Genomic DNA, 20,933 nt, shown 5'->3' with positions numbered 1-20,933 from the left:
TTGAAATGAAAGCAAAGTTTTAGTCTCTGTTTTCACAAGCCAATAAGGTGTTTTTCAACAACATCGCAATAGTCATTGGTCCTACACCACCCGGTACAGGTGTAATAAAGGCAGCTTTTTTACTGACAGATTCAAAGTCAACATCCCCAGCCAATCGATACCCTCTTTTTTTCGAATCATCCTTAACCCGCGTAATACCAACATCAATAATGGTGGCGCCTTCTTTTACCATGTCTCCGGTTAAGAACTCGGCAATACCAAGGGCAGCCACAACAATATCTGCTTTTTTAGTGATAGAAGCTAAATCTTTAGTTCGACTATGCGCAATCGTAACCGTAGCATTCCCGACTTTTCTTTTTTGACTTAGCAGAATACTCATCGGTCTTCCTACGATATGACTTCTTCCTATCACAACCACGTTTTTCCCGGAAGTTTCAACATTATACCTGTCTAATAATTCAAGAATACCATAAGGCGTGGCAGGTAAAAAGGAAGGAAGATCTAATGCCATTTTACCAACATTTACAGGATGAAAACCGTCAACATCTTTTCCAGGATTTACTGCCATCAATACCTTTTGTTCATCTATCTGTTTGGGCAAAGGTAATTGCACTATAAAACCATCGATGTCAGGATCTTTATTAAGATCTTGAATTTCATGAAGCAATTGCTCTTCGGTTGTATCTTCTGGAAGGTCGATTAGTGTTGAATTGAAACCAACTTTCTGACATGATTTCACTTTACTACTTACATAAGTCATGCTGGCACCATCGCTTCCAACGATGATTGCCGCTAAATGAGGAATTTTTAATCCGGCTTCTTTGCGCTTTTGAACAGCTATAGCAATTTCATCTTTTATATTGTCAGAGGTTTTTTTGCCGTCTAGAATAGTCATGTGCTAAAGAATTAAGATTACGTATAATTTTTTTAATAAAATATCAAACGAGTGCAGTGAAGAAGTTGCATTATTGCATTCCCTTCATCATTTGCATCATTTTTTTGCCACCACCACCTTGCATCATTTTCATCATTTTGCTCATCTGATTGAACTGTTTCATCAGTTGATTCACTTCCTGAACATTAGTTCCGGACCCTTTGGCTATTCTCTTTTTTCTACTTGCATTGATCATGGCAGGAGTACTTCTTTCGTCGGGCGTCATAGAATGAATAATTGCTTCAATCCCTTTAAAGGCATCATCGTCAATATCAACGTCTTTCATCATTTTTCCAGCTCCCGGAATCATACCAACAAGATCCTTCATGTTACCCATCTTCTTGATTTGCTGAATTTGCTTTAAGAAGTCATCAAAGCCAAATTGATTTTTGGCGATCTTCTTTTGAATTCTTCTGGCTTCTTCCTCATCATACTGTTCTTGGGCGCGTTCAACAAGGGAAACAACATCTCCCATACCTAAAATACGCTCCGCCATACGGTCAGGGTGAAAGACATCTATAGCCTCCATTTTTTCACCTGTACCGATAAATTTTATTGGTTTATTAACAACAGATTTAATAGAAAGAGCTGCCCCACCTCTTGTGTCACCATCTAGTTTTGTCAATATAACTCCATCAAAGTTTAAGACATCATTAAATGATTTGGCGGTATTCACAGCATCTTGACCTGTCATCGAATCGACAACGAAAAGTGTTTCTTCAGGTGAAACAGCTTTATGAATGTTTGAAATTTCAGTCATCATCTCTTCATCTACGGCCAATCGACCTGCAGTATCAATGATGACTACATTTTTACCATTTGCTTTAGCGTGCTTAACAGCATTCTCGGCAATTTGAACCGGGTTCATATTACCTTCTTCGGCATATACTTCAACGCCAACCTGATCTCCAACAACTTTTAATTGATTGATCGCAGCAGGTCGGTATACATCACAACCTACTAATAAGACATTTTTAGTCTTTTTAGTCTTTAAATAGTTGGCTAATTTTCCTGAAAAAGTGGTTTTACCCGAACCTTGCAATCCAGACATTAATATGACAGTAGGGGATCCTTTAAGGTTTAAGCCTACCGTATCTCCACCCATTAATTCGGTCAATTCGTCTTTTACGATCTTGACCATCAATTGACCTGGGTTAAGTGTAGTTAAAACATCCTGGCCTAAAGCCTTCTCTTTCACAGTACTTGTAAAAGTTTTGGCAATTTTAAAGTTAACATCGGCGTCTAACAGCGCCCGCCTGACTTCTTTTAAAGTCTCTGCTACATTGATCTCGGTTATACTTCCATGACCTTTTAGTACATGAAACGCCTTATCTAATTTATCACTTAAATTATTGAACATATTTCTTATCAGATTATATAATATCCTGCTATTTACAGCAGGCAAAGATAAGAAATTACAAGCAAGATTTTATAAAGAAAAGCTTGTATAATTATTTACATTTTTGATTTTTCAAATCTGATTGAGGTCGTATTAACGCAGTATCGTTTTCCAGTAGTGTCAGCAGGTCCGTCATCAAAAATGTGTCCAAGATGTCCGTCGCAGTTGGTACATATTATTTCGGTTCTTATCATACCATGTGTTTTATCCACAACATATTCAACAGACCCTTCAATGGCATCATCAAAAGAAGGCCAGCCACAATGAGATTCGTATTTGCTTCCTGAAACAAATAACTGTGCATCGCAAGCCGCACAATGATAAGTTCCCTTTTCAAAGTGTTTCGTATAACCGCCATCTCCAGGGCGATCAGTTCCTTTTTCTCTCAATACATAATACTGTTCAGGAGTCAATACTTGTTTCCATTCCTCTTCTGTTTTGTTAACTTTTTTCTTCATAGTTGTGTTTTCTTGTGCTGAGATCACCGGGCTTAGTAAAATCAGGCATAGTAGTGTTAATGTTTTCATTTGATAAAATCTATTATTCTTTGTATCACGAATCTGTTTTTAAAAATTTTGTGATGACCCAATCCGTTTGTAATGAGTAATTCACCTTTTTTAAGATTTTGACGAATAGAAACGGCACTACTTACATTTACATATTTGTCATCGCTATCATGAATTACCAAAGTGGGGATATTTATTTTAAGCGCCTTATGTTCAGAAGTTAAACTATCTAAATTTCCGTGAAATTTTTGTTCAGTTATCGCTTGGAGCTTTTTTGAGATAATTGGCTTAAGCTCCATTTTTTCAACAAAATACTGAAATATACGAGGAATCGAATTGTCTGCTCCAATAGCCACTAACTTATTCACCTTCAATCCATCTGCAACAGCATTGATCAATGACATCGCTCCAAATGAGTGCCCAATCGCAGCATCAAAAGGCCCATATTTTTTATCTATTTCTTTAATGGACTCTAAGAATTCAAGCATATGCGTCCTTTTGCCTTTAGATAGGCCATGGGCAGGCGCATCAAAGCTTATGACCATCATCCTGTTCTCCAGAACTTTATCGGCAATTTGGTAAAGTTGTGTTCCACGCCCGGCCCAGCCATGCACCATCAATACCTTCACTTTTGAATAGCCATAAACATATACATTGATGTCTTTTTCACAATGTGGCAATCTCAATGTCTCATTCTTGGCACTATTTCTCATTGTTAATTCTCTATCTGGAATAGTCACTTTTACCGGAGTTGAGAATAGTTTTGCCACATATTGAGTAGCTAAATCTGTAGAGAAAAATTGAATTGCCTTGCCTAATGCAATGAACGGTCTGGGAATTACAAGGGAATTATGATTCTTTAATGGTTTTTTCTTCTTTGACAAGGTTGTAGTTTATTGATTTATAATATTTTAAATCTTATTTGTAATTCGAGAAACGCAAAGTAAATAATTCTGCTATATACTTTTCAAGGAACACAAATCTAACGAATTTAAAGGTGAAATAAAATTGGCATTTTAATATTTGGTAAGTAAAAAAAAGATAAAAAATTGTACATTGTCGTTCGTTAATTATAACCACCTTAACTATGCTCCAAAAAGGAGATAAAAAACTAACCCATGGTTGGGCGTTTTATGATTGGGCCAATTCAGTGTACTCCCTTGTAATCAGTACCGCTGTTTTCCCAATTTATTATGAAACGGTTACCCAATCTGAAACTGGAATGGTTCAGTTTTTAGGAATGCAAATCAATAATACAACTTTGTATACTTATGCATTGTCTTTTTCATTTTTGATTGTTGCTTTTATTTCACCGCTTCTTTCTGGAATAGCAGATTATGTTGGAAATAAGAAATCCTATATGCAGTTTTTCTGCTATTTTGGATCTATAAGTGTTATGAGTTTGTATTTTTTCGATGGAATAGAAACGCTTTGGATTGGTATTTTGTTTTCAATATTTGCCAGTGTTGGGTTTTGGGGGAGCCTTGTTTTCTACAACGCTTATTTACCTGAAGTGGCTTATAGTGATCAACAGGATCAAGTGAGTGCCCTAGGTTTTATTTATGGTTATATAGGCTCCGTAATTCTTTTGATTTTTAATTTGACCATGGTGATGAAGCCAGAATGGTATGGTATTACAGATGCAAGTATGGCACCTAGAATATCCTTTCTTACTGTAGGTGTTTGGTGGATGGGTTTTTCTCAGATTACATTTAATAGATTACCAGATTCAATTCGTGTTAAAAAGGAGAAAAAAAATTATATTTTTAAAGGTTTTCAGGAATTAAAAAAAGTTGTGAATGAGTTAAAAGATCAGCCAGTGCTATTAAACTTTTTGACTTCCTTTTTTCTTTATAGCGTGGGTGTCCAGTCTATTATTCTTCTGGCTACCATATATGGTAAATCAGAAATTGGGCTTTCAACCAGTAGTTTGATTTTAACAATAATAGTCATACAGCTTGTAGGGATAGCCGGTGCCTATTTGTTTTCAAATTTGTCTAAAAAAATAGGGAATATCACTACCCTAAAAATAACAATTGTCATTTGGACTCTCGCAAGTTTAAGTGCCTATTATTTGGATAAGGACGACCCTAATGTCCAATTAAAATTTTATATAATTAGTGGTTTTATTGGTTTGGTATTAGGAGCCATTCAAACCCTTTCGCGATCAACCTATTCAAAATTACTTCCAGAAAATACTGAAGATCCTACTACCTATTTCAGTTTTTTTGATGTGACCGAAAAAATCGCCATTGTTTGGGGAACCTTTATTTTTGGTTTAGCTGTTGCGATTACTGATTCAATGAGGTTATCAATTTTACTCTTATGCGTCTTTTTTGTTGCCAGTTTTATTGTTCTTAGTTTTATGAAAAAAACAAAATATGTCAGATGATGAATCCAGCTCAAACTTTTGATTATGTTGTGATCGGAGGTGGAATAGTGGGTTCGGCTACAGCCTATAAACTGTCTCTAAAGTTTCCTGATAAAAGGATAGGGATTATTGAAAAGGAGATGGAATTAGGTAAGCATCAAACAGGAAGAAATTCTGGCGTTATTCATTCAGGTATTTATTATACACCAGGCTCGCGAAAAGCTGAAAATTGCAGAATTGGAAGAGAACAACTTGTTACATTTTCCAAATCACATAATATCGAACATCAGATTTGTGGAAAAGTTATTGTAGCCACGAACAAGTCAGAAATAGCTATTTTGGAAGCAATATTTGAAAAAGGACTACAAAATAAAACGCCTGGGATTCAATTGATAGATGCTGCTGAAATTGAAGTTAGAGAACCATTCATAAAAGGTTTAAAAGGTATTTGGGTGCCAAGTGCGGGTATCATAGATTATGTTGCGGTAGTCAAAAAATTCATTGACCTGGTATTAAAAAAGCATCCAAAAAATCGACTTTTTCTGGGAGAAAAGGTAAATAGTATCCAAAGAATGAGCCAGAAAATTATCATTAAAACTGACAATCAAGTAATTTCAACTGATAAACTTATTATATGTGGAGGTCTGTTTTCGGATAGGTTGGCCAAATTAGATGGGATCAAGCTGGATATGAGAATAGTTGGGTTCAGAGGAGATTACTATGAATTACTCGAACACGCAAAGCATAAGGTTAAAAATTTAATATATCCGGTTCCTGATCCTAAGTACCCGTTTTTAGGTGTCCATTATACACCAATGGTTGGCGGCAAGGTAGAGTGTGGTCCAAATGCTGTTTTTACTTTTAAAAGAGAAGGCTATCGTAAAACAAGCTTTAGTTTAAAAGATAGTATTGAGGCGCTTTCTTACAAGGGAACTTTAAGGTTATTTGCAAAAAATTGGTCAAAGGGAATTGAAGAATACAGGAGGGCTTTTTCAAAGAAACTTTTTGTAAAAGAATTACAACGCATGATGCCTTCTATTACTGAGAAAGATGTAATCGCTACTCGTTCAGGTGTTCGGGCTCAGGCTGTGGGAATTCAAGGTCAAATGATAGATGACTTTAAAATCGTTAAAAACAATGGAGTTACTCATGTCATCAACGCTCCTTCACCAGCCGCAACGGCATGTATGGCCATTGCGGATGAAATTATAAAGGATTTATAATAATGTAATTAGAAAGGCTATTTGCTTTTCTGTCTATTTTTGTAAATGAACATCCATCTGTGGAAAAGGAATACTGATTCCTTCAGCATTAAATGCATTATAAGTCTTTTCGTTGATATCAAAGAAAACATCCCAGTAATCTTCGCCTTTTACCCATGCACGTGCTGTTAGGTTAACAGAGCTATCAGCCATTTCTGATAAACCAACAAAAGAAGCTGGATCAGTTAGAATTCTTTTATCCTCTTTGAATAGTTGAAATAGGATCTTTCTTGCTTTATCAACACTGTCTCCATAAGCTATTCCAAATGTAAAATCAACTCGACGTGTAGGTTCAGTTGAGTAATTGACCATTGACCCAGTTGAAAGTGGACCGTTAGGTATAATGACCGTCTTGTTATCAAGTTCAAGTAAAATAGTATTGAAAATCTGAATCTCTTTAACTATCCCTGAATGTCCCTGAGCATTTATATAATCACCTACTTTAAAAGGCTTAAACAACAAGATGATTACACCTCCAGCAAAATTCTGAAGGGTACCTGATAAAGCCATCCCAACGGCAAGACCCGCGGCTCCTAAAACAGCTATAAACGAAGTCATTTGTACACCAAGCATACCCAATACGCTAATGACCAGCATCGTTTTTAAAAGGATTCTTACCAGACTTAATAAGAAAGGTTTCAATGAGGAGTCAGTCTTTTTCTTATCAAGCATTTTAGAAAAAGAATTTAGCATTATTTTGATTATATAATTACCAATAATCAGTACGGCAATGGCCCCTAAAAGTTTAGGACCATAGGTGTATATTATATTGTTAAATTCATCGAGTAAATTGTTCATGTCCATAGTTTATTATTTGAAATATTTATTAATGTCTTGTTCGCGTATGGCTCGATCGTGAAGCAGGTTTTCTACTTGACGATGGTCTTGCGCTTGGTCTGGAATTTGAAGGCCTACTGCTAGGTCTGGAATTTGAAGGCCTGCTGCTTGGTCTTGTATTTGAGGGTCTGCTACTTGGCCTTGTGCTTGGTTTAGCAGAAGGTTTGGTATTTGGCCTGGTATAAGAAGGTCTTGTGCTTGGTTTAGACCCAGGTCTTGTGCTAGGTTTGTTACTTGGCTTAGAACTGGGCCTTGTGCTAGGTTTGTTACTTGGCTTAGAACTGGGCCTTGTGCTTGGTTTATTATTTGGCTTTTGTACAGGTCTTCCACTTGATTTGTATCCTTTGTCATTATTGACGCCTCTATTTGCAGGTCTGGATTTTCTATCCTTAGATAATTCACTTCTGTTGCTCACACCAGGATTTCGTTTATTAAATGATTTATCCGGGTTATTTTTAAAATAGGAATTATCTCTTGTGTTGATATTTGTCCTGTTGTTTATTCTAACATTATTTCTGTTATAGGTGTTGTTGATGTTGACATGTACATGCACATTTGTACGGTAGCGATATGGCGAAATAGGAGGCCAAGGTCTGAAATAAGGTGGGTGATAGCCCCAATACCAAGGCGAATACCAGGGTCTGTAGGCAGCAACCCAAAAAAGTGTAAAGAAAACAGGCACCACAGGATAGTATGGCGTAATATAATAATTAGGGCCATACATGTCGACATTACCCACAACCTGAACCTGAGTGCTCCCTTTAGAATCTTTTTGAACATCAATCACGGCAACCTCCTGATATTGATCCTTTCCAATAACCGCTTGAATAGAAATGCTATGCACATTATTTTCTGACGTTTCCATTACGCGTAAATAATCAACTTCTCCATCGTTGTTGAGATCGAGATTTGATATTTGCGTCTTGGGATCATTTAAGCGTTTTTCAAAATCTTCTAGATCTTTAGAATCACCAAAAATTGAGGCAACCGCCTCCAAGTCTAAATTATCACTGATATCGTCACTATTGGCAGTAATCGTTGTGACATCCTGTGCAAAAAGAGGCGTGGCAACAAAAAGGAATAAGAATAGTAAGTTAATTCGAAGATTTTTTTTCAAAACAAATAAATGACTAGTGGGGGTTACTAATTATTAAAGCACAAATATAACAATTTAGAAGTCCATTAAAAATACTGAACAGAGAAAAAAAATAGTAATGATTTCTGTACTCTTAAAGATTAGCATTAATTTGCGGCTTAAACCTCAAATACCCGCTCTGTTGAACCTTCAGAAATACACATCAGAATTTCGCTATAATTTCCGCATAGCCATACCTGTTATGATTGGTCATCTCGGTCATGTTTTGGTAGGATTAGCTGATAATATAATGGTGGGAAGGTTGGGAGCTGCGCCTTTGGCAGCGGTTTCTTTGGGGAATAGTTTTGTTTTTATAGCATTTTCTTTAGGGATAGGGTTTTCATTGGCCATAACGCCTCTTATAGCAGAAGCAGATGGAGAAAATGATATCGACAAGGGGAGGAGATTGTTTCAACACGGACTCATTCTTTGTTCTATTTTAGGTGTAAGTATGTTTCTGTTACTGTTGATTGCGAGCCCGGTTATGAGGTATATGGATCAGCCTGAAGAGGTAGTAGCGCTGGCTATGCCTTACTTAAGTATTGTTGCTTTTTCGATGATTCCATTAATGGTTTTTCAAGCCTATAAACAGTTTACTGACGGAATGTCTAGTACTAAGTATGGGATGAATGCAACGATCTTGGCTAACGTTGTGAATGTGTTTTTAAATTTCATGTTGATCTATGGATTTTGGATATTTCCGCGTCTTGAATTAGTGGGTGCGGCTTATGGAACCTTGATTTCAAGGGTAGTAATGACAATCTTTATTATTTGGATTCTAAATACAAGGAATAAATTCAAGCCATATTTTGTTTGGTTAAAGATTAACGAGATCAGCAAAAAACTGTTTTTTAAAATAATTAATCTTGGGTTTCCAACAGCAATGCAGATGCTTTTTGAAGTTGGTGTCTTTACAGCAGCTATCTGGTTAGCAGGAACCATGGGAACGGTAGATCAGGCTGCGAATCAAATTGCACTTAACCTGTCTTCCATGACTTTTATGATAGCTGTAGGATTAGGTGTAACGGCAACGATAAGAGTGGGAAATCAAAAAGGTTTAAAGAACTTTTCAGAGCTAAGAAGAGTTAGTATATCCATATTTCTCCAAGTCTTTATTATTGAATGCTTTTTTGCTTTGGCATTTATTTTATTAAAGGACGTTCTTCCTATGATTTATATCGACCATGAAACTGTTGTTAACACAGCGGCCTCCTTGTTACTTATCGCAGGTCTTTTTCAATTATCTGATGGATTCCAGGTTGTCGTCTTAGGAGCTTTGAGGGGCTTGCAGGACGTGAAGATACCAACCTTGATTACATTTATTGCCTATTGGGTTGTAGGCTTCCCTATTTCATTTGTTTTAGGAAAGGTAATGGGATATGGCTCTCAAGGAATTTGGATTGGCTTGCTAGCAGGCTTGACAGTGTCAGCAATTTTACTTTATATGAGATTTAATTATTTGTCGAATAAACTAATTGAAAAGGAGTAATATGGGTATCGTAATCAGACAGTCCTTTAATAATACTTTGATTCTTTTTTTAGGTTTCGGAATTGGAGGACTAAATGTACTTTTTTTATACACCCATTTTTTGGAGGCAGAATATTTTGGGTTGATCACTTTTTTATTGTCTACTGCCAATATGATCATGCCATTAATGGTTTTTGGGATGCAGCACACGATTATTAAATTCTTTTCCTCTTATAAAAGTAAAGAAGAGCAGGATAATTTTTTATGGACTGCGATATTACTCCCGCTGCTTGTAATTATTCCACTCGCCATTTTAGGAGTCATTTTTTACCAAAATATTGCCGCATACCTGTCAAGAGAAAATATAATTATTGAGCAGTACACTTTTACTATTTTTTTAGTGTCATTATGTATGGGCTATTTTGAAGTGTTTTATGCCTGGAGCAGGGTGCAAATGCAATCGGTTTTTGGGAATTTTATAAAAGAAGTATTTGCAAGGCTCTGCGTTTCGTTTTTATTATTTGCTGTTTATTTAGATATCATCAATGCAGAAGAATTCATATATGCTGTGGTTATCGTATACTTCATTCGGGTAGTCATCATGAAAATCTATGCCTTTTATCTATACTTCCCTAAATTCAAACGCGTAAAATTACCAGAGAACATTAAGGAAATATTGACATTTAGCTTGTATATCATTATGGCTGGTTCAGCAGGTACCATTTTATTGGAGATTGATAAGTTTATGATTCCGCAGATGAAGCAAATTGCAGAAGTAGCTTATTATGCGGTAGGTGTTTATATCGCTTCTGTAATCGGTATACCTTCCAGAGCGATGCAACAAATTATCAATCCAATTACGGCAAAGGCACTTAACGAAAATAATTTAGCAGAAGTAGATAGTTTATATCGAAAAAGTTCTTTGAATTTGCTGATAGTTGGAGGTCTTCTGTTCTTATTAATCAATGTCAACATAACTGAATTGTATGAAATTATCAATAAACCTGAGTACACGGCTGGTATATATGTTGTACTTGTAATTTCAATCTCTGAATTGATCAAGCTTTCATTAGGGACCAATGGTGCGATATTGACCAATTCAAAATACTATAGAATGCTTTTTTATTATGCCATAGGAATGGCAGTGAGTGTGGTTGTTTTAAATAAAATCCTCATAGATATAATGGGTATTCAAGGGGCCGCATTGGCCACGTTTATAGTTGTTGCCATCTTCTCAATGCTTAAACTGCTCTATGTGAATATCAAAATGAAAATACAGCCTTTCACCTCTAAAACTGTTATTTTACTAGGCATTATCGGACTCTTGTATGCGGTATTTGGTTTTATGGCTTTACCATTTAACCCCTTCGTGAATATCCTGATAAAAAGTAGTTTGCTGACGCTTATATTTGGATTTTTGGTCATTAGGATAAAATTATCATCAGAAATGAACCAAATGCTGCGTAAATATTTTAGGTAAAAGCTTTCTAATTGCCAAAACAATTGCGAAATTTGGGTAGCCTTATATTAATCTTGAATTTACCAACATGGCGTATCTCTCACATATTGTTTTAGGATTTGTAATGGCCTTTCTTAGTTTGATACCTCCAGGGATGTTAAATATGACAGCTGTTAAAACGTCACTGCAAAAAGGCAAAAAAGAAGGAATTTGGTTTGCATTAGGAGCAGCCATGGTTGTAATACCCCAGGCTTTTATAGCCTTGGTATTTGCGAGATATTTTGCAGAAAACCCACAAGTAGTAGCGCGTTTGGAAATTGCGGGTATCGTTGTATTGTTTGTTTTGTCAATTGTATTTTTTATACAGGCGAGGAAAAAATTTGAAGGTAAAGGAGGGAAGCGAGAAGGGAAAAGTTTTTTACTCGGAATGTTGATGTCAGGAATGAATATGCTTGCAATTCCGTTTTATCTTGTTTTATCTTCAGTTTTAGAAAACCGAGGTTTACTTCAAACCGAACAGCCCTATATTATTTTATTTGTAAGCGGGGTATTTCTAGGAGCCTTCAGTTTGTTTTTTTTGTATGCTAGTTTTGCACAGATCATTCAGAAGAGGGCACAATTCATAGCACGAAATATCAATTATATTCTGAGCCTTCTGTTTTTAGTGCTTGGAATTTTGACTTTAATTAAATTTTTAAAGTAATTTATTTATTAAATTAGCGACGTATTACTAAATATTTGTGAATGATTCCAGCAATAGTACAGAACCTCAATAGAGGAACTAATTTGTTAAACTCAATTAGTGATGATCAATATGCTAATAATTCTACCGCACCATATTATTCAAGTATAGGGATTCATATGCGTCATATTTTGGATGTGTTTAACTGTATCTTCGAAGGAATCGAAAATGGGCAAATTGATTTAACAGCACGTCAAAGGAATGAATTGGCAGAGACCAAAGTCGCTGTAGGACTAGACTATTTTGACCGTATTATAGCTTTGTTAAATGAAGTTCGTGAAGAAGATTTGGATAGGCTTGTTGAAGTGAAGGATGATTTGGGATTAGGAATGATAACAGCTAATTATACGATTGCAGCTGCACTAATTCAGGCGCATAGTCATGCTATTCATCATTTTGCCAGTATAGGTTATATTATTTCTCAAATGGGAATTAATTTACCCGATGGGGATTTTGGATATAATCCAACAACACCTCGAGGAGACATGATCAATAATTGATTAAAAATCTTGTGCATTTAATTCTTTAAGTTTCTTAGTGTGTGATCTGAGCCAGATCATGTTTTTGATATAGGGCATTACTGAAGGGTAGGCTATTTTGTTCTCACGATGCAGTTTCCGCGCTATTTTACCCATTATGCTCCAATGCTCATTAATTGATTCAAGAGCCTTAAAATAAGAGGCACCTTTATAAGAGGCATCATAAATATGTGTAGGTTCTGAAATGATACCGTTTATTTCAAGAATTTTAAATGCTTCTCCTTTTAACAATTGCTCATAGCTTTCGTATTTGATGTCGAGTCGTCCATAATACCAGCCATCGATATTTTTACAGAAATCATTTATTAATTTCCCTAAAGCATTGTCAATAAGGTGGTTTCCGTTCAGAAACTGAGTTCCTTTAGAATGATTTCCTATTACTGATAAGGTTAATTCTTCGCCTTGCTGTAATACCTTGTCAAGGTTGTCCTGATGAATATTAAAAAACAGATCTGTATAAAGAAAGGCGCGCTCATCTTTTTTAATTAATTCTGATAAAGTAAGTACACCATCACCTTTTATTTTAATGAATTTCTTAATGGTTACAGAAGTAATCTTACCTTCTGTATCACCAGGTATCCTGTGATAAAAAACACCTAACTCATTTTCATACGGAATGAATTCCTGTAATATTACATCTTCCTTTACATGATTTAAATACCGAAGTAGAGATGCCTGTGAATCTATTTTTTTTACCAAATAACCTCTGAATCCAATATCGGGTTTTGCAATAATAGGATAGGAGAATTGATGAGCACTGATGAGTCCTGAAATCGATTCTGGCTTTGTATTTTTTTTAACGAGCAGACTGTGTGGTTTTAAATCATCAGGCAATAACTCAAGTGTTTTGTATTTAGATTCGGTCCCTACTCCTGAAAATAAAATAGAAGGATTTGTTACGGTAAAAAAGATGGGGTGACCGGCGCGTAGTGAGCGCCAAAAAAAGAATGGAAGGAGCGGAACATAATAGGCCAATGTTGGCCAGTGCTCCCATTGGGTTAGCTTGATAAAGACAGGATTTCGTCTCATTTATTAAAAAGTGATTTTAGAATAAGCCTAAAAGCCTGTGTGACCAAGGCTATAGTAAATACTGTCAGCAGACAGCCCAATACTAAAACAATATAATTTCCTCCTTTATTAATTATTTTGAATCCAATCGTTACAACAATTGGAGATGTAAATAGCAGGGGAAGCGCAATAGCCAAAAATTTCATTCCTTTTCGGAATATTTTTTTTGTATCCTCATTGTCGAAAACCTGTTCTCCGTGTTTTATTTCTCTTTGTCCTTTCATTCTAAGATTCGAATTCCTGCCTAAAGATATATAGATTTGATATAATTATGCACAAAAAAAAGGCTTCAATAATAATTATTGAAGCCTTTTTCTAGGTATTGAAAACAATTAAGCCAATGCTTTATCTAAGTTTTCTTTAATTGTATTTAAGAACGACTGCGTATTCAAATAATTATCAGAAGTCATGTTCTCTTTATGGATAAGTAAAGCCAAGTCTTTTGTCATATCACCACCTTCAACAGTATCGATACATACTTTTTCAAGGGTATGACAGAAATCGATCAATTCTTGGTTGCTATCAAGCTTACCTCTATGTTCCAATCCTCTGGTCCATGCAAAAATTGAAGCCAAAGGGTTTGTAGAAGTTTCTTTTCCTTGTTGGTGTTGTCTGTAATGTCTTGTAACAGTTCCGTGAGCTGCTTCAGCCTCAACAGTTTTTCCGTCAGGAGTAACTAAAACAGAAGTCATCAACCCTAATGAACCGAAGCCTTGAGCAACAGTATCAGATTGAACATCACCGTCATAATTTTTACATGCCCAAACAAAACCACCATTCCATTTCATAGCAGCGGCTACCATATCATCAATCAATCGGTGCTCATACGTAATGCCAGCTTCAGCAAATTTTTCTTTAAACTCAGTTTGGTATACTTCTTCGAAAATATCCTTGAACCTACCATCGTAAGCTTTTAGAATCGTATTTTTTGAACTAAAATAAAGGTTCCAGCCCTTTTTTAAGGCCTGATTGAAGCTTGAACGTGCAAAGCCAAAAATTGATGAATCAATGTTATACATGGCCATGGCCACACCATCTTCTTGAAAATTGTAAATTTCAAAAGATTGCGCGTCGCTTCCATCTTCAGGAGTGAAAGTCATGGTTAGTTTACCTTTTCCTTTTGTTACCAAATCAGTTGCTTTGTATTGATCTCCAAAAGCATGACGACCAATACAAATTGGTTTAGTCCAGCCTTGAACATATCTAGGAACGTTTTTCATAATGATTGGTTCTCTAAATATCGTGCCACCAACAATATTTCTGATTGTGCCGTTCGGTGAACGCCACATTTTTTTCAGATCAAACTCCTCAACTCGATCTTCATCTGGAGTAATTGTTGCACATTTGATTCCTACATTATACTTCTTGATCGCTTCAGCAGCGTCAATAGTTATTTGATCATCAGTTTCATCTCTGTACTCAACTCCTAAATCGTAATACTTGATATCCAGGTCAAGGTATGGCAAGATAAGTTGGTCCTTAATAAATTTCCAAATGATTCTTGTCATCTCATCCCCATCCAGTTCAACGATAGGATTAGTTACTTTTATTTTAGTCATTGTGTTTTATTTAATTGCTGCAAATATAGTAAACCATTGGAAAGTTTAAGCTCCTGAAAAACAAAAAAATTACTTTTAATAAATTCGTATTCAAAAGCCCTAAAAGTGAGGTTTTACAAAATTAAAAGCCATAATAAAGTAAAACTTCATTATGGCTTTCTGGTTTGGTCAACAATGTCTAATAGTATTTAAACATTGAATTGGTTTAAAATAGGGGGGACTTAATGTTAGTATATCATTAATAACCCTATAAAAATGACTGTTTCTTGCTTAACTAAAGATGAATTGCGCTAAACACTTTAGTATTTTGTATCAATTAACAGTTTTAGAAATTAATCTAAAGTCAATTACTCCTCCCGAAGCGATTTTCATAACTTGATATTGGGGATCGCTACATTCGTTTCAAAGACCAAAACAAATTTAAATGAACAGAGGCACAAGAGGTTACAAATCAATAATAAAACAATAAACAGTTTATTAACAAGCGTTATGAACATTTGTTAATAAGATCAAAATGAGAAAAGTATTTCAAATGGTTTTCATTTGTTAAAAACGGGATCTACTTGGGCTTATAAATTTCAAGTATTGCGCATTGGAAATAGCGTTTGCAGGATAAACGTATTGAAAAAACAATACCCATGATTAAGATGAATCTTAATCATGGGTATCTGCCGAAACATTTTGCTTAAAATTAATCACTTATCGTCACACTTTCATGTTCCAATAATATAATTTCAAACTTTAATTTCTTTAAATATTCTGAGCCTTAATTCACATCTGCTTCCACCTGAGCTTCAGCTTTTGCCAAAAGAAGCTTCAAAACATTTAATTTGCAACCACTTCACCTTAGAATCTAAATATTTATGCTAAATACATTGATCTTGCTATGGTATCAGTGAATTGCGCTAAAGTATTCACCTTAGCAAAACCAGTTCATTTTCTGTTTCCAACTTTCTTTGAAAATCTGCATCTTCGCTTCCAGCTGAACTCGAAATTTATCTGATTTCTAATATCAAATCTAACTACTAAATGTTATTTAATCAAAAATTTAAGCCGTTTGTTTTCAACACATTATCAAATGTGATTATCAACATTTGTTAATAAAAAAGTCCCTTTTATCAACTGATAAAAGGGACTCTAGAATTATTAAAAGCGATTCTTAAGATCTTTTCTCCTTAATCTGTGCTTTTTTACCTGTTAGGCCTCTGAAGTAATAGATTCTAGCTCTTCTTACTTTACCTTTTTTGTTCACTTCAATTTTTTGAATAGCTGGAAGGTTGATTGGGAAGATTCTTTCCACACCAATAGTTCCAGACATTTTTCTAATTGTAAACGTTTCAGAACTTCCGCTACCTCTTCTTTGGATAACAACTCCTTTGAAGAACTGAGTTCTTGTTTTTTTACCTTCTCTAATTTCGTAGTATACAGTAATCGTATCTCCTGCGGCAAATGCTGGAATATCGTTTTTAGCTACGAATTCATTCTGTACAAAGTTTACTAAATTTTCCATTATCAAATTTTAAATGGTTGATCAATCACCAACATGCACGATTTTCGTCAGAGGTTGATTTTGAGTTTGCAAATTTATAAAAAAGTTTTGATTATTATAAGTTGATTTGAAAATATTTTAAGAGTGATTAAAATTATCTAAAACCCTTTATAGATACATGTTAGCGTAGAGGCTAAGATGTCTGTTTAGCTATAAGTATTCAAATGAATTAAGAAAACACCGACAATAGAAAAAAGATTTGCTCTAAGTTTATTCATCATTTAACAGATCTGGCCTGATCAATTTTGTTCTTTCGATAGCCGCATCATGACGCCATTCTTCAATTTTAGGAAAATTTCCTGAAAGTAGAATGTCTGGTACTTTCATTCCATCATACTCTGCAGGCCTAGTGAAAACTGGTGGAGCAAGGAGATTATCTTGAAAAGAATCTGTTAAAGCAGAAGTTTCATCTCCAAGAACTCCGGGAATTAATCGGATTACTGCGTCACAAAGCACAGCTGCAGCAAGTTCACCTCCAGAGAGCACATAATCGCCAATTGAAATTTCTTTTGTGATGAACTTATCCCTGATCCGTTGGTCAACACCTTTGTAATGACCCGTTAAAATAAGAAGGTTGGACTTGTCAGAAAGGATATTCGCAGTTCGCTGGTCTAGAGTAGGAGCATCAGGAGTCATATAGATGATTTCATCATAATCTCTTTCTTGCATGAGGCCACTAAGGCATTTGTCAATTGGTTCTATCATGAGAACCATTCCGGCGCCTCCTCCAAATTGATAGTCGTCGATTTTACCATATCTATTAAGGGCATAATCTCTGAGGCCATGAAAATGAACTTCTACCTTCCCTTTGTCTTGAGCTCTTTTCAAGATAGAATGTTCAAAAGGGCTTCTAATCAATTCTGGTGATACTGTGACTATATCTATTCGCATGCGGCAAATATATTTAATTTTTTACAGCTCTGATCATTCGATCAGCACCATACATGTCTTTTCTTAGTTCAATTTTTTTAAATCCAACAGCTTCCAAAAGCTTATATAAGGCTGAACCCAGGTATTGATTTATCTCAAAGTATAAAACGCCATCAGTGTGCAATGACTTGATTGCTAAGGAAGCAATATGCCGGTAAAAAATAAGTGGGTCTTCATCTGATACAAATAAGGCCATTTCAGGCTCGTATTTTAAGACATTGTTATTCATTGCTGACTTTTCACTTTCCCTGACATAGGGTGGGTTCGAAACAATAATGTCATAAGATTCTTCCAAAACTTCTATTTGCAGGATATCATGTTGAAGAAAGTTTATAGCAACATTATTTTTTGTGGCATTTCTTTTGGCTACCTGAATTGCTTTTTCTGAAATATCAATAGAGGTCACTTTTGTATTTGGCAAAGAATTGGCCAGAACTATCGGAATACAGCCACTTCCTGTTCCAATGTCTAGTATGGATTTGGCTTTGGGATCGGCACTTAGGATCCATCTGATTAATTCTTCTGTTTCAGGTCTCGGAATTAACACTTGTTCATTTACTTCAAACGCTAGGTCCATAAATTCTGTTTTTCCAATAATATATTGTATTGGATACTCCTTAGACAATTGTTCAAGGGCTTTCAGAAACAAATGCGTGTCGTCATCATTTAATACTTCATTGGGTTCAAGAGCAATATCGAGTCTTGTTTTATGAAGATATGCTTCAGAAAGAAGGTAAAAGAAACTGTTGATTTCACCCTTGTCATACAGCGGGTTCAATCTTTTTTGAAATGCTTCTTGTAAAGCTTTAATGGTCATGTATGAGATACTTAGATCGATTTATTTATGGCCGAAATATAATGTTTAATTAGGAATTATAAAGCCTCCTTATTCCAGTGAATTGTGCGATTAAAATGATTAATTGGCCCAAAAGAGGTATAATCTTTTTAATTTCGCATTATGCAACAAAATATGGCAGAACATAATTTGTATATGAGGCGCTGTCTTGAATTGGCTGCGAATGGTCTTGGATTGGTGTATCCAAATCCTATGGTTGGGAGCGTCATTGTTTATAAAGGGCTTATCATTGGAGAAGGATGGCATCAAAAAGCAGGAGAAGCGCATGCTGAGGTAAACGCTATTAATGCCGTAAAGGAAAAAGAATTACTTTCAAAGGCTACACTATACGTTAACCTTGAGCCATGTTCTCATTATGGGAAGACACCACCTTGTGCAGACCTTATTATCAAAAATAATATCAAAAAAGTGGTCATTGGATCGATTGATACAAATGATAAGGTTGGTGGGAAAGGTATTAAAAGACTAAAAGAGAATAGCATAGAGGTGATTCATTCTGTGATGGAGAAGGAGTGTAGGGAATTAAACAAGCGCTTTTTCACTTTTCATGAAAAGAACAGACCTTTTGTGATTTTAAAATGGGCCCGAAGTAAGGATGGGTATATTTTTCCTGATAAGGCAAAAGCTGCATCAGGAACACCTTTTTGGATCTCAAACAAGTATTCATTGCAGCGGGTTCATCAATTGAGGTCACAGGAGGCTTCAATTTTAGTAGGAAAGAACACTGTTTTACAAGATGATCCAAAGTTAAACCTCAGGCATTTTGAGGGAAACGGTCTTATGCGACTTGTTATAGACAGGAACCTTGAACTGCCAGACGATAAGAATTTATTTGATCAATCTGTTCATACTATTATTTATAATGAAAAGAAAGATGAGGTGATGCATAATCTGCATTATGTAAAGCTTGATTTTGAGAAAGAGGTGATAGCTCAGATAATGAATCATTTATATCATTTAGAGATTCAGAGTGTAATTGTGGAGGGTGGAGCCTATACCTTAGCGCACTTTATTGAGTCGGGTTTCTGGGATGAAGCCTTGGTATTTGAAGGCGATCAAATTTTTAAGGAAGGAATCAAAGGCCCGGATATAGGTGTTAAACCATTTGTACACCAGAAGGTCTTGAATGATGACATGTATCTTTATAAGAATAATAGTTAATGGAGAATATTGATTCTGATCTTTATCAAACACTTGAGAAACCATCTACTGAACAGATTTATAAAGAAAAAGGCAGTAAGTTTTTAGGATATGCTTTTCCTTTAGAACATATAGATCAGGTTGAAACTACAATTGATCAACTAAAGAAGGCGCACACCAAAGCCAGACATTGGTGTTACGCCTGGCAAATTGGTGTTGAAAAACCAAATTTCAGATATAATGATGACGGGGAGCCTAATAATAGTGCGGGAAAGCCTATTTATGGTCAAATTCAATCTTTTCAATTGACAAATGTCTTAGTCGTGGTGGTTCGATATTTTGGAGGGACTAAACTTGGAGTAGGGGGATTGGTTACTGCTTATAAGACGGCAGCCAAACTTAGCTTAGAGGAGGCTAATGTGGTCACCAAAATGTTAAAGGAATCAATAAGGCTTGAATTTGACTATGTTCATATGAACAAAGTGATGCGGATCATTAAAGAACATCAACTTCAGATTTTAAATCAAAAAATGGAATTGAATTGTTTGTTCGAAATAGCTGTTCGAAAAAATAAAGCGGAGGAAATTTTGAAAATATTTGAAGACTTAAGATGCCTGGATGCGAAAATGGTCTAATTAAATTGTGAATAGATTTGCTCAAGCAAATATGCAGGCGCTTTAATTGGTTTGTTTTTTTTCATATCCATAAAAACCAAACTCGTATACCCGGTTGTTAACAATTCCTCTTTTTCATTACGCACTTCAAAATCAAATTCGATTTTTACCAAAGGCTTTTTTGAAAGTTTGGTTGTGATGGTAAGGAGGTCATCATATCTCGCTGGCTTCATGTATTTGATGTTCAGCTCAATAACGGGAAGCATGATTCCAGATTCTTCTAAACTTTTATAACTTGCTCCCAGGGCGCGAAGCCATTCAACCCGTCCAACTTCAAAAAACTGGGCATAGTTTCCGTAATAGACATAACCCATTTGGTCAGTTTCTCCATATCTTACCCTTATTTTTGTTTGGTTTGTGATCATTTTGTTGTATTTTGGACTCGGACAGTTTAGTGAAAAAATAAATAAGAATCAATAGCAATTTTATTTTTTTATAATAAAGTTTATTCACAAATTTGTAAAGGCAAAAGGGAGACCTAAATTGTCTAGAAAAAGGGAACGAT

General features: G+C 35.4%; 21 protein-coding genes. 8 read left to right on the top strand and 13 right to left on the bottom strand.

Going from position 1 to position 20,933, the window contains the following annotated elements:
* Positions 1-19: 19 nt before the first annotated feature.
* The 4 genes from QWY87_RS17735 to QWY87_RS17720 all read right to left on the bottom strand — a co-directional run bounded on the left by QWY87_RS17735 (position 20) and on the right by QWY87_RS17720 (position 3,723).
* Positions 20-895 carry a bifunctional 5,10-methylenetetrahydrofolate dehydrogenase/5,10-methenyltetrahydrofolate cyclohydrolase gene (locus QWY87_RS17735; protein WP_290293686.1) on the bottom strand — a complete coding sequence of 292 codons (876 nt, stop codon included), beginning with the start codon at positions 893-895 and terminating at the stop codon, positions 20-22.
* A gap of 70 nt (positions 896-965) precedes the next feature.
* Positions 966-2,294, bottom strand: coding sequence for a signal recognition particle protein (gene ffh / locus QWY87_RS17730; protein ID WP_290293684.1), 1,329 nt, complete (start codon positions 2,292-2,294; stop codon positions 966-968).
* 95 nt (positions 2,295-2,389) lie between these two features.
* The gene (msrB, locus tag QWY87_RS17725) at positions 2,390-2,860 is read right to left on the bottom strand and encodes a peptide-methionine (R)-S-oxide reductase MsrB (RefSeq protein ID WP_290293683.1); all 471 of its coding nucleotides are present in this window, start codon (positions 2,858-2,860) and stop codon (positions 2,390-2,392) included.
* Positions 2,857-3,723, bottom strand: a complete 867-nt coding sequence (locus QWY87_RS17720) for an alpha/beta hydrolase (RefSeq protein WP_290293682.1) — start codon at positions 3,721-3,723, stop codon at positions 2,857-2,859. Before QWY87_RS17720 ends, msrB begins: the two co-directional genes overlap by 4 nt.
* Before the next feature lie 203 nt (positions 3,724-3,926).
* Here QWY87_RS17720 and QWY87_RS17715 point away from each other — a divergent pair, with 203 nt between their 5' ends.
* Positions 3,927-5,231 carry an MFS transporter gene (locus tag QWY87_RS17715; protein WP_290293680.1) on the top strand — a complete coding sequence of 435 codons (1,305 nt, stop codon included), beginning with the start codon at positions 3,927-3,929 and terminating at the stop codon, positions 5,229-5,231.
* Entirely contained in the window at positions 5,228-6,433 is a 1,206-nt protein-coding gene (gene lhgO, locus QWY87_RS17710) for an L-2-hydroxyglutarate oxidase (RefSeq protein ID WP_290293679.1), read from the top strand. Before QWY87_RS17715 ends, lhgO begins: the two co-directional genes overlap by 4 nt.
* A gap of 33 nt (positions 6,434-6,466) precedes the next feature.
* On the opposite strand, the gene QWY87_RS17705 is transcribed toward lhgO, so the two are convergent.
* Together QWY87_RS17705 and QWY87_RS17700 are read right to left on the bottom strand one after the other, a co-directional pair.
* Entirely contained in the window at positions 6,467-7,270 is an 804-nt protein-coding gene (locus tag QWY87_RS17705; protein WP_353959187.1) for a mechanosensitive ion channel family protein, read from the bottom strand.
* Positions 7,271-7,298: 28 nt separating this feature from the next.
* Entirely contained in the window at positions 7,299-8,426 is a 1,128-nt protein-coding gene (locus QWY87_RS17700; RefSeq protein ID WP_290293675.1) for a hypothetical protein, read from the bottom strand.
* A 160-nt stretch (positions 8,427-8,586) separates the two neighbouring features.
* Between QWY87_RS17700 and QWY87_RS17695 the strand changes: the two genes are divergently transcribed.
* From QWY87_RS17695 to QWY87_RS17680, 4 genes are all read left to right on the top strand, one after another.
* The gene (locus QWY87_RS17695) at positions 8,587-9,933 is read left to right on the top strand and encodes an MATE family efflux transporter (protein WP_290293744.1); all 1,347 of its coding nucleotides are present in this window, start codon (positions 8,587-8,589) and stop codon (positions 9,931-9,933) included.
* Position 9,934: 1 nt separating this feature from the next.
* A complete protein-coding gene (locus tag QWY87_RS17690; protein WP_290293673.1) occupies positions 9,935-11,392 on the top strand; it encodes a lipopolysaccharide biosynthesis protein in 1,458 nt (485 codons plus the stop codon).
* A gap of 67 nt (positions 11,393-11,459) precedes the next feature.
* A complete protein-coding gene (locus QWY87_RS17685; RefSeq protein ID WP_290293671.1) occupies positions 11,460-12,074 on the top strand; it encodes a LysE family translocator in 615 nt (204 codons plus the stop codon).
* 41 nt (positions 12,075-12,115) lie between these two features.
* Positions 12,116-12,613 (top strand): DinB family protein, encoded by a 498-nt coding sequence (locus QWY87_RS17680; RefSeq protein WP_290293670.1) that lies wholly within the window; start codon positions 12,116-12,118, stop codon positions 12,611-12,613.
* Here the strand turns inward: QWY87_RS17680 and QWY87_RS17675 are convergent, their stop codons facing one another.
* The 6 genes from QWY87_RS17675 to prmC all read right to left on the bottom strand — a co-directional run bounded on the left by QWY87_RS17675 (position 12,614) and on the right by prmC (position 18,575).
* The gene (locus QWY87_RS17675; RefSeq protein WP_290293669.1) at positions 12,614-13,681 is read right to left on the bottom strand and encodes an ATP-grasp domain-containing protein; all 1,068 of its coding nucleotides are present in this window, start codon (positions 13,679-13,681) and stop codon (positions 12,614-12,616) included. It lies immediately after the preceding gene.
* Positions 13,678-13,944, bottom strand: a complete 267-nt coding sequence (locus QWY87_RS17670; RefSeq protein WP_290293668.1) for a DUF6095 family protein — start codon at positions 13,942-13,944, stop codon at positions 13,678-13,680. The genes QWY87_RS17675 and QWY87_RS17670 overlap by 4 nt, the downstream gene beginning before the upstream one ends.
* A gap of 108 nt (positions 13,945-14,052) precedes the next feature.
* On the bottom strand, positions 14,053-15,279 hold the full coding sequence (locus QWY87_RS17665) for an NADP-dependent isocitrate dehydrogenase (RefSeq protein ID WP_290293666.1): 1,227 nt from the start codon (positions 15,277-15,279) through the stop codon (positions 14,053-14,055).
* Positions 15,280-16,438: 1,159 nt separating this feature from the next.
* Positions 16,439-16,789: a 50S ribosomal protein L19 gene (gene rplS / locus QWY87_RS17660; RefSeq protein WP_290293665.1), complete on the bottom strand. Its 351-nt coding sequence runs from the start codon at positions 16,787-16,789 to the stop codon at positions 16,439-16,441.
* Positions 16,790-17,038: 249 nt separating this feature from the next.
* The gene (trmD, locus tag QWY87_RS17655) at positions 17,039-17,719 is read right to left on the bottom strand and encodes a tRNA (guanosine(37)-N1)-methyltransferase TrmD (RefSeq protein ID WP_290293664.1); all 681 of its coding nucleotides are present in this window, start codon (positions 17,717-17,719) and stop codon (positions 17,039-17,041) included.
* Positions 17,720-17,732: 13 nt separating this feature from the next.
* Positions 17,733-18,575: a peptide chain release factor N(5)-glutamine methyltransferase gene (gene prmC / locus QWY87_RS17650; RefSeq protein WP_290293663.1), complete on the bottom strand. Its 843-nt coding sequence runs from the start codon at positions 18,573-18,575 to the stop codon at positions 17,733-17,735.
* A 153-nt stretch (positions 18,576-18,728) separates the two neighbouring features.
* Here prmC and ribD point away from each other — a divergent pair, with 153 nt between their 5' ends.
* A complete protein-coding gene (ribD, locus tag QWY87_RS17645; RefSeq protein ID WP_290293662.1) occupies positions 18,729-19,775 on the top strand; it encodes a bifunctional diaminohydroxyphosphoribosylaminopyrimidine deaminase/5-amino-6-(5-phosphoribosylamino)uracil reductase RibD in 1,047 nt (348 codons plus the stop codon).
* Complete coding sequence (locus tag QWY87_RS17640) at positions 19,775-20,389, top strand: IMPACT family protein (protein ID WP_290293661.1); 615 nt, start codon at positions 19,775-19,777, stop codon at positions 20,387-20,389. Before ribD ends, QWY87_RS17640 begins: the two co-directional genes overlap by 1 nt.
* Here the strand turns inward: QWY87_RS17640 and QWY87_RS17635 are convergent.
* The gene (locus QWY87_RS17635; protein WP_290293660.1) at positions 20,386-20,793 is read right to left on the bottom strand and encodes an acyl-CoA thioesterase; all 408 of its coding nucleotides are present in this window, start codon (positions 20,791-20,793) and stop codon (positions 20,386-20,388) included. The genes QWY87_RS17640 and QWY87_RS17635 overlap by 4 nt on opposite strands.
* Positions 20,794-20,933 lie beyond the last annotated feature (140 nt).

The sequence above is a fragment of the Lutimonas halocynthiae genome (genome assembly GCF_030409835.1).
Classification (GTDB): Bacteria; Bacteroidota; Bacteroidia; order Flavobacteriales; family Flavobacteriaceae; genus Lutimonas; species Lutimonas halocynthiae.
Note: the sequence above shows the minus strand (reverse complement) of the source record. Positions and strands in the feature narration are given on the sequence as shown.